The sequence below is a fragment of the Pedobacter sp. Hv1 genome, assembly GCF_001412215.1.
Lineage (GTDB): Bacteria > Bacteroidota > Bacteroidia > Sphingobacteriales > Sphingobacteriaceae > Pedobacter.
This window is the reverse complement of sequence record NZ_LLWP01000002.1, coordinates 452,160-461,477: the sequence shown is the minus strand read 5'-3', so window position 1 is coordinate 461,477 and position 9,318 is coordinate 452,160. Positions and strand designations below refer to the sequence as shown.

The 9,318-nt window shown below is 37.0% G+C and carries 10 protein-coding genes; 6 read left to right on the top strand and 4 right to left on the bottom strand.

Annotated elements, in window-relative coordinates; all coding sequences use genetic code 11:
* Both AQF98_RS22130 and AQF98_RS06295 read left to right on the top strand, forming a co-directional pair.
* Positions 1 to 316 (top strand): hypothetical protein (locus AQF98_RS22130; RefSeq protein WP_055131068.1); only part of this gene is annotated, 316 nt, incomplete at its 5' end.
* 215 nt (positions 317 to 531) lie between these two features.
* Entirely contained in the window at positions 532 to 1,893 is a 1,362-nt protein-coding gene (locus AQF98_RS06295; RefSeq protein WP_055131067.1) for an acyl-CoA dehydrogenase family protein, read from the top strand.
* Here AQF98_RS06295 and AQF98_RS06290 read toward each other — a convergent pair whose 3' ends face one another.
* On the bottom strand, positions 1,894 to 2,298 hold the full coding sequence (locus AQF98_RS06290; protein ID WP_055131066.1) for a hypothetical protein: 405 nt from the start codon (positions 2,296 to 2,298) through the stop codon (positions 1,894 to 1,896).
* 177 nt (positions 2,299 to 2,475) lie between these two features.
* Complete coding sequence (lat, locus tag AQF98_RS06285) at positions 2,476 to 3,807, bottom strand: L-lysine 6-transaminase (protein ID WP_055131065.1); 1,332 nt, start codon at positions 3,805 to 3,807, stop codon at positions 2,476 to 2,478.
* A gap of 113 nt (positions 3,808 to 3,920) precedes the next feature.
* Here lat and AQF98_RS06280 point away from each other — a divergent pair, with 113 nt between their 5' ends.
* Positions 3,921 to 4,256, top strand: a complete 336-nt coding sequence (locus AQF98_RS06280) for a hypothetical protein (RefSeq protein ID WP_055131064.1) — start codon at positions 3,921 to 3,923, stop codon at positions 4,254 to 4,256.
* On the opposite strand, the gene AQF98_RS06275 is transcribed toward AQF98_RS06280, so the two are convergent.
* Positions 4,248 to 5,126 (bottom strand): 1-aminocyclopropane-1-carboxylate deaminase/D-cysteine desulfhydrase, encoded by an 879-nt coding sequence (locus AQF98_RS06275; protein WP_055131063.1) that lies wholly within the window; start codon positions 5,124 to 5,126, stop codon positions 4,248 to 4,250. The two genes, AQF98_RS06280 and AQF98_RS06275, sit on opposite strands and share 9 nt — an antisense overlap.
* Before the next feature lie 52 nt (positions 5,127 to 5,178).
* On the bottom strand, positions 5,179 to 6,219 hold the full coding sequence (locus tag AQF98_RS06270; RefSeq protein WP_055131062.1) for a DUF6588 family protein: 1,041 nt from the start codon (positions 6,217 to 6,219) through the stop codon (positions 5,179 to 5,181).
* Positions 6,220 to 6,410: 191 nt separating this feature from the next.
* Here AQF98_RS06270 and AQF98_RS06265 point away from each other — a divergent pair, with 191 nt between their 5' ends.
* From AQF98_RS06265 to AQF98_RS06255, 3 genes are all read left to right on the top strand, one after another.
* Positions 6,411 to 7,439 carry an RluA family pseudouridine synthase gene (locus AQF98_RS06265; protein ID WP_055131061.1) on the top strand — a complete coding sequence of 343 codons (1,029 nt, stop codon included), beginning with the start codon at positions 6,411 to 6,413 and terminating at the stop codon, positions 7,437 to 7,439.
* Between the two features lie 3 nt (positions 7,440 to 7,442).
* A complete protein-coding gene (locus tag AQF98_RS06260; RefSeq protein WP_055131060.1) occupies positions 7,443 to 8,279 on the top strand; it encodes an aminotransferase class IV in 837 nt (278 codons plus the stop codon).
* A 257-nt stretch (positions 8,280 to 8,536) separates the two neighbouring features.
* Positions 8,537 to 9,292, top strand: a complete 756-nt coding sequence (locus AQF98_RS06255) for a hypothetical protein (RefSeq protein WP_055131059.1) — start codon at positions 8,537 to 8,539, stop codon at positions 9,290 to 9,292.
* The last annotated feature ends 26 nt before the right edge of the window (positions 9,293 to 9,318 follow it).

Below are 9,318 nucleotides of genomic sequence, written 5' to 3'. Positions count from 1 at the left end.
TGGGCAAGCTTATGCAAATGCGAATGGAACTTGTAGTTACCCACCTAAAATAACTGGACCAGTTAAAGCTTCTTTAGGTGTAGAGTACGATTATTTTGCGGATAATACATCCGGTGGGGATACATTCCAATGGATTATTCCATCAAATTTTGCCTCAATAGAATCAGGGCAAGGTACAGGACACATTTCAATTTTAATAAATTATGATATAAGTAATCCACCTAAAGTTTTTACTATTTCGCTTAAAATTACAAGTAGCACAGGGATAGTAAAGCTTATTAATTACAATATTACGGCAATAAGAGGAAGAGGTTAGATTAATTTGAAAAGAGATTGTAATTCTATTAATTTTTGCAAAAAAATGTGATTTAGTAATAATTATTGAATAGTCCTAAGATGGATTAGGTATATATTAAAAAAATCCTTGTTGGTTTCAACAAGGATTTTTTTTCATGATACATATGTTGATTATTATTTCTTAACACGACGAACAAAACCCATCCAGAAATGTTAGAATATTAAACATGTAGTATGGCCAATATATTCTCTTCCCTAAAAAATGCCTATCAACTTTTTAAAAATGTAGACATCGGCAAACTAAACGAACTTTCAAAAAAAGTAGACTTGCCAAAGCTATTGAATGACGCAACACATTTAGATGAACAGCAATGGCAAGGTTTAATGAAATTGATGTCGTCAAAAGGTAAAAGCAAACCTTTACCCGCTATAGAAGGAGACTTTTACCATCTGGGTGATGAGGCCTTAAAAGATGAAGACAGAGCCTTACAGTTAAAAGTTAGGGCGTTTTTAGAAAAAGAATTGAAACCAATTGTTAATCAATACTGGTTGAAAGCTGAATTTCCTTTTGAATTAATCCCGAAAATTGCCGAATTGAATATTTGCGGATTGACCTACCAGGGTTATGGTTGCGCAGGTAAATCTAATTTAATGGAAGGGATTTTAGCCATGGAAATGGCTAGAATTGATACATCCATTTCTACATTTTTTGGTGTGCAGAGTGGTTTGGCTATGGGTTCTATTTATTTGCTGGGCTCTGAGGCCCAGAAACAACAATGGCTGCCTACTATGCAACAATTTAAAACCATTGGCGCATTTGGCTTAACCGAACCAGAAGTTGGCTCTGGGGCAGCTGGAGGGCTCGGTACAACTGCTAAAAGGAAAGGTGACCGATGGGTGTTAAATGGTCAGAAGAAATGGATCGGAAATGCACCATTTGCAGATGTAACCATTATTTGGGCAAGAGACTTGGACGATAACCAAGTAAAAGGCTTTTTGGTACGGAAGGGGACCAAAGGTTTTGCAGTAGAAAAAATGCACGATAAAATGGCCTTAAGAATTGTACAGAATGGATTGATCACTTTAACAAATTGTGAAGTAGAAGAAGCAGACCGTTTACAAAATGCCAATTCATTTAAAGATACGGCAAAGGTTTTACAGATGACCAGGGCAGGAGTAGCCTGGCAAGCTGTTGGTTGCGCAAGAGGAGCGTACGAAGCTGCATTGAAATATACACAGACCCGTAAGCAATTTGGTAGGCCGATTGCATCTTTTCAATTGATCCAGAATCATTTGGTTGAAATGTTATCGAACTTAACAGCCATGCAAACTTTGTGCTTTCGCTTGTCTCAATTGCAAGATCAGGGCTTGTTAACCGACGAACATGCCTCGTTGGCTAAGGTATTCTGTTCTATGCGAACACGCGATGTAGTAAGTAGGGCCAGAGAAGTAATGGGTGGTAATGGGATTTTGCTTGAATATGATGTAGCTAGGTTTGTAGCAGATGCCGAAGCCATTTACTCTTACGAAGGAACCAAAGAAATTAATACGCTGATTGTGGGCAGGGCAATAACTGGGTTTTCTGCTTTTGTTTAGCTATTTGAAAGGATTTCTGATTAATCCAAAATTGCCCATTGCCCCTTTTTCATACATCGCAAAACACGAAGCATTGTATTGCTGATCGAAATTTTCTGCCCCAGCGAATAATTTTGTAGGGGTATTTTTACCTTCTAAAAAGAAATAGACCTTGGTATTGCCATACTTGGTATGTGGCATTAAATTGCCATATTTTACTAATTCGGCTCCGGTGGTATCTTTAACAGTTACCGCATAAACTCTTTGGATAGGGCCAGTGTTATTGTCATTTCTATAGGTGGCTTTTTGTGTAAAACCGCCTTTTAGATCTTCAATGCCCGATTGCGTAAAAGTATCTTTTAGAATCCAGCCAACCAACACAAGTACAAGTAGGGCAAATATAATTTTGGTGGTTTTATGCTGCATAAAGAATAGTTGATGTAGATAAAATTTGAGGTCGAGGTTAGAGACCTAGACCTTAAAGGGTTGTCAGTCTGAGCTTGTCGAAGCATTTTTTACATTGGTCTTCGACAAGCTCAGACTGACATTCTATTTATTGTAACAGTTGGTCGGGATTTCAAATCCCGACCAACATTTGTATAATTATATCGTTGGCAAAATCTTTTCCATAGCTTCCATACCTTGGTCTATATGTTTTTTCTCGATACATAAAGCCGGACGGAAACGAATGGTCTGATTACCACAGCCTAAAAACATCACATTGTGCTCCATTCCTTTTTGGATAAAATCATTGCGCATTTCCTTGGTTGGAAAATCGAAAGCACACAATAAGCCACGACCACGTACATTGCTCATTTTGCTATGTTTTTGAGCCAATTGTGCTAAATTTTGTTTAAGGTATTCGCCAACTTCTGTTGCATTTTGACAAAGTTGATCTTCGTGCAGGATGTTTAAGATCTGTGTAGAACGTACCATATCTACTAAATTACCACCCCAAGTCGAATTGATACGCGAAGGCACCTTAAATACATTGCCTTCAACTTCTTCTACTTTTTTACCCACCAAGATACCACAAACTTGCATTTTTTTACCAAAAGCAACAATATCTGGTTGTGCCTGCTCGCTAAAGTGTTGGTGGCACCAGAATTTCCCTGTTAAACCTACACCTGTTTGCACTTCATCAAAGATCAAAAAGGCTTCATTTTCATCGGCCAATTGACGAAGTTTAATTAAAAATTCTTCGCGTAAGTGGTTGTCTCCACCTTCAGATTGGATGGGCTCTACCAATATGGCACAGATTTCATCTTTATTTTCTGCAAAGGCTTTTTTAATTTGTGCAATAGAGGCAATTTCTGTTTCTTCAGCTGTTGCTAAATTGGCATCAATTAATGGGAATTTAACCTGTGGTACAGTTACTCTAGGCCAGTCGAATTTGGCAAACCACTTGGTTTTATCTGGTAAGGTATTGGTTAAACTTAAGGTATAGCCCGAACGACCATGGAATGCTTTTTCGAAATGCAATACCTTGAAGCCTTTTTCTTCTTTATATCCTTTTGCGAAATTCTTTTGTACTTTCCAGTCCATAGCCACTTTAAGGGCATTTTCTACTGCTAAAGCTCCACCTGCAATAAAGAAAGCGTGTGGTAGGTACGAAGGAATACCAACTTTAGAGAAAGTAGCTACAAACTCTGCATATTGTTGTGTATATACATCAGAGTTTGATGGGTTAGCTAAAGCTGCTAAAAGCAAGTTGTGTTTAAAAGCTTCATCATTGATCATTTTTGGGTGGTTATAACCCAATGGTACTGATGCAAAACAAGTAAAGAAGTCTAACAGTTGGCGGTTATATTTTGAGTCATAAATATAAGCACCATTACTTTTTTCCATATCATAGGTAAGGTCGAAACCATCTGCTAAAATATGTTGCTGTAAAGTTTGGTTTACCTGATCTGGTGCTACACTAAGTTTGTACATAAATTTTATATTTTGGTATTTTCAAAAGTAGTAAAATGTGCCTAATTATCAAATTTAAGCACTATTTGAGCTTTTTAGGTAAAAACTAGGTTTAAACGATTTAAAGTTACTTTTTGTTAAAAAGATGTGTAGTTTTTAAGAATTGTGGAAAAATAAAAACATTAAAAACTGTCAGATTTCTTCTTTTGGGCTCATTTTATTTTAAAAAATCCCCAATAAATAATGCCTACCTTACCCTACATTTAAAAAACAGGATGATGAGATATGGAGTAGTAATTAGTTTCAATTCTATTAAAGGAATAGGAAACATTAAGGATAGTAGTACGAATATAGAATACGGTTTTTTAAAGGCAGATTGCCCTCACGAAGTAGAAATTTTAGATGAGGTAGCGTTTGAGGTGGTGACAGAAAATCATAAAATGAGAGCTACTAAGGTAAAGTTATCTTAAAACTGCATTCAATTGATCTTGCATTCCCAAAATCCCCAGCAATCCACCAGTGTGGATGGCTAAAATTTTTACGTCTTTTTTGAAATGGCCTTTTTGAGTTAAATCTGTAAGGGCATAAAACATTTTTGCAGTATAAACAGGATCAATTAGCATTCCCGTTTCGGCGGTGAATTTTTTAATAAACTGAAGCAGTTCTGGTGTTGTTTTGGCATAACCTCCAAAATGATAATCGGTGTGGAGTGTTAACTTGGTTGTATTGTTTTCGTAGGTAAGAATTTCGTCTTTGATGAAACTCCCCCCTTTTAAAACTGGCACAACATGAAGTTGGGTAGCCAAACTTTGAGCATTGATGCCTTTCAATAAGCCTGCAGCAGTAGTGCCAGTTCCGGCGGCACAAAAGATATGATCGAAATGTGTGGGCAGTTCTTCTATCACTTCTGCACAACCCAGTACAGCAGCTGCACTTGCCCCACCTTCATCAATAAAATAGGCTTCTTGGGCTGAACCAAAATGGGTATCGAAGAGTGCTTGTTTATTTTTGTATTGCTCGCGATCTGTAAAAATCAAATTCATGCCAAATAAGCGGCAGATCAATAACATTTCATTGGTTACATTTTCACCACGTACAAATGCTGTAGCTGTTAAATTGTTTCTTGCAGCTGCAGCAGCGGTAGCTACCAAATGGTTAGAATAGGCACCACCAAAGGTAACCAAATGTGTTTTGCCTTTTGCTTTTACATCTGCTAAAATGTACTTGAGCTTACGCCATTTATTGCCCGAAATATAAGGGTCTATCAGGTCGTCTCTTTTTACAAAAACTTCATTTAATGGAGTGAAGTGAACCTGATGGATGGGACTAAAAATTTGCATCTATAAAAAAAGCTTCCCCAAAGAGAAGCTTTTTAAATGAAGTTTTAAAATATTATTTACCGAACCCAAATCCTATTCCAGCATTTGCGTAGCTGTATTTTGAAACAGTGTAAGAGCCATATAATTTAAAAAATGCAAATTGAAGCTGAAAACCTAAAGCGGCTTTCATTCCCCCTACATCAGTTTGTTTAATGCTTACCGGGTCTACATAAGTTTTCTTTCCAGTTGGTGTGGTAGGGGTAACTGGAACATCAAACTCATAACTGCCCAAAGCCTTTAAGCTAGAGGTTGAAGAGTTGTAACCAATGCTAGCAAAAGGAGTAAAGAACAAAATCTTTTTAGATACGATTGCCTCAGCACTAAAACCATTCAATTCGATATCGACATGTTGGTTAGAAGTAGATTGATTGTTAATATCTAATGGAATATTATATTTTACCTTGGTGTAACCGAAAGCCACAGCAAGATCTATGGGGTTAATTGTCGGCTTTTTACCCATAAACAGGGGAATTAACTCTACTTTTGCGCCCACCCCAAAAAGGTTTAAACTACCAGCATCATCACCTAACTTAATTTTTGGAACATACCTAAATGCAACATCTACATTGTTTAAAATACCAACGGTTAATTGTACTTGTGGAGATGGAACAAAATTAAGACCAGAACCTTTTGGTAATCTAAAGCTTCCACTAGAGATACCATTGCTATAAAATTCCATTTCTGCACCTTCTTGATCTTTACCAAAAGCAGTAGGACCCGTGCTTTCAAATTTGTTTACAGGTCTAATGTCTTTTAAGCCAAGCTGGTTTACATCATAAGAACGATCGGAAGTAGGCACAAATGCTGCGGTAGCTGTAATTCTTAAATCGAATCTTAAAGGACCTTTTGTTTTCGCAGTATTGGTCCACCCAGAATTTAAACCAACACCCAAACCTTTAAAAAGTGGATTAACATAAGCAGAAACTAGCTTTGTGGCATCCTCAGGGCCAGATTTGAACAAATCTCCTATATCATTTTGAGCAAATAAGGAAAGGGGTAATACAAAAAAACTCAGAATCAATGAAGACCTGAGTATAGCTGATTTTATTTTCATTTTCTTATATCTGTTTGGTTATCAATGACGAAAGTATATCTTTCTGATCAGATAAGGAAAAAAATTGAATAAAATTTTAATGTTTTGAGTAAGGTTTTTCATGGGTAGATAGATTAGAACCACCACATTGCAAAAAAGGGGCCAATTTCTTTTTTTTTAAATTATCAATTTGTTAATCCTATTTTTGCAGCATGGAAAACAATATTATAGAGCAGGAAGAAGAGCAGGATTTATTTGAACATTTTAATATTGTCGTAGATAAAGGACAGTCGCTATTAAGAATCGACAAGTTTTTAATGCACCGTATAGTAAATGCTTCACGAAACCGAATCCAGAATGCAATTGACGCAGGGAATGTTTTGGTAAACAAAGCGACTATAAAAGCGAGTTATAAGGTAAAACCTTTTGATGAGATTTCTATTGTTTTTGCGCATCCACCTCGTGATACTGAAGTTTATCCAGAAAATATTCCATTGAGCATTGTCTATGAAGATGCCGATCTGTTAGTGGTGAATAAGCCTGCTGGTATGGTTGTGCATCCTGGTTTTAATAACTACACTGGTACATTAGTTAACGCCTTGGCTTACCATTTTGAACAATTGCCAACTTTACCAGGTAATGATGGTAGACCTGGCTTGGTACATCGAATTGACAAGGATACTTCTGGTCTTTTGCTGATCAGTAAAAACGAAATTACGATGACCAAGCTGGCCAAACAGTTTTTTGACCATAGCATTACCAGAAAATACGTTGCATTGGCTTGGGGCGATATAGAAAAAGATGGTAGGGTAGAAGGTTACATTGGTAGAAGTTTAAAGAACCGTATTGTAATGGATGTTTATGATGATGAAGAGAAAGGCAAGTGGTCTGCAACCAATTATACGGTATTGGAGCGTTTGGGCTATGTAACCTTAATCAGTTGTCAATTAGAAACAGGTAGAACCCATCAGATTAGGGCGCATATGCAACATATTGGTCATCCGCTTTTTAGCGATGCCAATTATGGTGGAGATAAGATTTTAAAGGGCACAACATTTACCAAGTACAAACAATTTGTAAGTAATTGTTTTGAATTAATGCCACGTCAGGCATTACATGCACAAACTTTAGGTTTTATTCATCCAACAACTAAAGAATATATGGAGTTTCAAGCGCCATTACCTACAGATTTTGATGCTGTTTTAACGAAATGGAGAAATTATTCATCACAACCGCAATAATTTATGCCGCAATATATTTTATTAAATGATGAATTTTTTGCTGCAGATGAAGCAGTAATTAAGGCAAGCAACCGTAGTTTTAAATTTGGCGATGGTTTGTTTGAATCGATGCGGATGTGTAATGGGAAATTGCAATTTGCCGAGCAACATGCCGATCGGCTGCGTGCGGGAATGAAAGCCTTGAAAATGGAGGGTTATGCATTGCTCGATGAATATTTTTTAAGACAAAAAACAGCCGAACTTTTTAAGAAGAACAGGTTGAATGGGAATGTCCGTTTCCGATTAACTATTTATCGTGATGGAGAAGGATTATATACTCCACAAAGTAATAAGGTTGGTTATTTGTTGGAGGCTATGCAATTGGAACATGCTGAATACGAATTGAATCAAAAAGGATTGATCATTGATGTTTACGACGAAATCACTAAACCGATTAATAAACTATCAAATTATAAAACCAGCAATGCCTTATTGTATATCATGGCAGGGTTGTACCAAAAACAACACCGCTTGGATGAGGCTTTGATCTTAAATCAAAATGGGTTTTTGTGCGAAAGTACCAGTTCGAATGTTTTTGTTGTTTATCAGAAACAGATTTATACACCAGCACTTTCAGAGGGCTGTGTAGCTGGAGTAATGAGAAATGTAGTTTTGAAATTGGCTAAAACACATCATATTCCTTTAATAGAGGCACAAATCAATCCAGAAATCTTAAATGAAGCCGAAGAGGTTTTTGTAACCAATGCCAGTAGCGGAATTAGATGGGTAATGGGTTACGGTAGAAAACGTTATTTCAATGAAGTAGCTAAAACTTTAAATGCCAAACTGAACGCCTTGTAGGGGTTGTGGGTTGCGAGGGTTGAAGGTTATGGGTTGTGAGTTACGAGTTATGGGCTATAAGCTATAGGTTGCATACTAGGTGCCTTAGGCTTTTAGCATTAAGCTTTCCGCTTTAAGCCTTGGGCTTTCTACTTTCTGCTTTGAACTTTCTACTTATAACTTTCAACTCCTTACCCTCCCAATTGTATTTTATTACTTACAAAAGACTTTAGGAATGAAATTTGTGTGTTATTGCGTACACACAAATGTAAATCGATATGAAAAAATTATTCCTCATCGTTATGGCTTGCTATGCCCTTAACGCTCGTTCGCAAGAGAACGAATCCAGAAACTTTCTGTACCTCTATTCAGACTCTACCATCTATGCACAAAAGGTTAGGCTGCGGCCCGATGTGATGGGGTCTTGGACACTGAGAGCCGATTCTCGAAGAGTATCTACTCAAAAGGTTAAGTTCTTTAATAATGAAGATGGTTTCTATGCCAATACACGAAAATTGAACTTTTTGGGAGAAGTATCTTTTGCCGAAAGAATTATAGATGGAAAGATCAATCTTTATCAAGAAGTAACTTACAACCCTATTCCTTATGAGATAGATTATTACAGGTTTAGTGACAGAAGAAGGCAAGCTGTTGATACGCGGATGTTTTATAACAAAGGCTTATCTGACCTTAAAAAGGTAAGTTACAAAAACCTAAGTAAAGATATGGCCGACAATCAGGAGAGTTTGGATCTGTTAAAGAGTTATCGGAAAAGTAGAACAACAGGCACCATTATGTATGTAGCGGCTGGAGCTTCAATTATTGCCAGTGCAATAACGCTTCTTTCGGGTAGTGGACTTAAGCAAAATGGCTTTACCCCATATGGACACATGCCCAACTATGAAACGACGAACGATACTGGGAGTTTTGTGTTAATGGGGCTTGGTGCTGGTTTAGGGCTTGGTGGTTATTTAATTCAAAGCTCTGGCTCAAGAAAAATAGAAAGAGCTGTTGAAGCCTATAATCGTAGATAGGTCATTTAATGAAATAACAGGCAGTG

What these genes read in the sequence shown, in the direction of transcription:
- AQF98_RS06290 (WP_055131066.1), bottom strand. Translation starts at nt 2,298, where the DNA reads ATGCAGCATAAAACCACCAAAATTATATTTGCCCTACTTGTACTTGTG.
- AQF98_RS06295 (WP_055131067.1), top strand. Translation starts at nt 532, where the DNA reads ATGGCCAATATATTCTCTTCCCTAAAAAATGCCTATCAACTTTTTAAA.
- AQF98_RS06255 (WP_055131059.1), top strand. Translation starts at nt 8,537, where the DNA reads ATGAAAAAATTATTCCTCATCGTTATGGCTTGCTATGCCCTTAACGCT.
- lat (WP_055131065.1), bottom strand. Translation starts at nt 3,807, where the DNA reads ATGTACAAACTTAGTGTAGCACCAGATCAGGTAAACCAAACTTTACAG.
- AQF98_RS06265 (WP_055131061.1), top strand. Translation starts at nt 6,411, where the DNA reads ATGGAAAACAATATTATAGAGCAGGAAGAAGAGCAGGATTTATTTGAA.
- AQF98_RS06275 (WP_055131063.1), bottom strand. Translation starts at nt 5,126, where the DNA reads ATGCAAATTTTTAGTCCCATCCATCAGGTTCACTTCACTCCATTAAAT.
- AQF98_RS06260 (WP_055131060.1), top strand. Translation starts at nt 7,443, where the DNA reads ATGCCGCAATATATTTTATTAAATGATGAATTTTTTGCTGCAGATGAA.
- AQF98_RS06270 (WP_055131062.1), bottom strand. Translation starts at nt 6,219, where the DNA reads ATGAAAATAAAATCAGCTATACTCAGGTCTTCATTGATTCTGAGTTTT.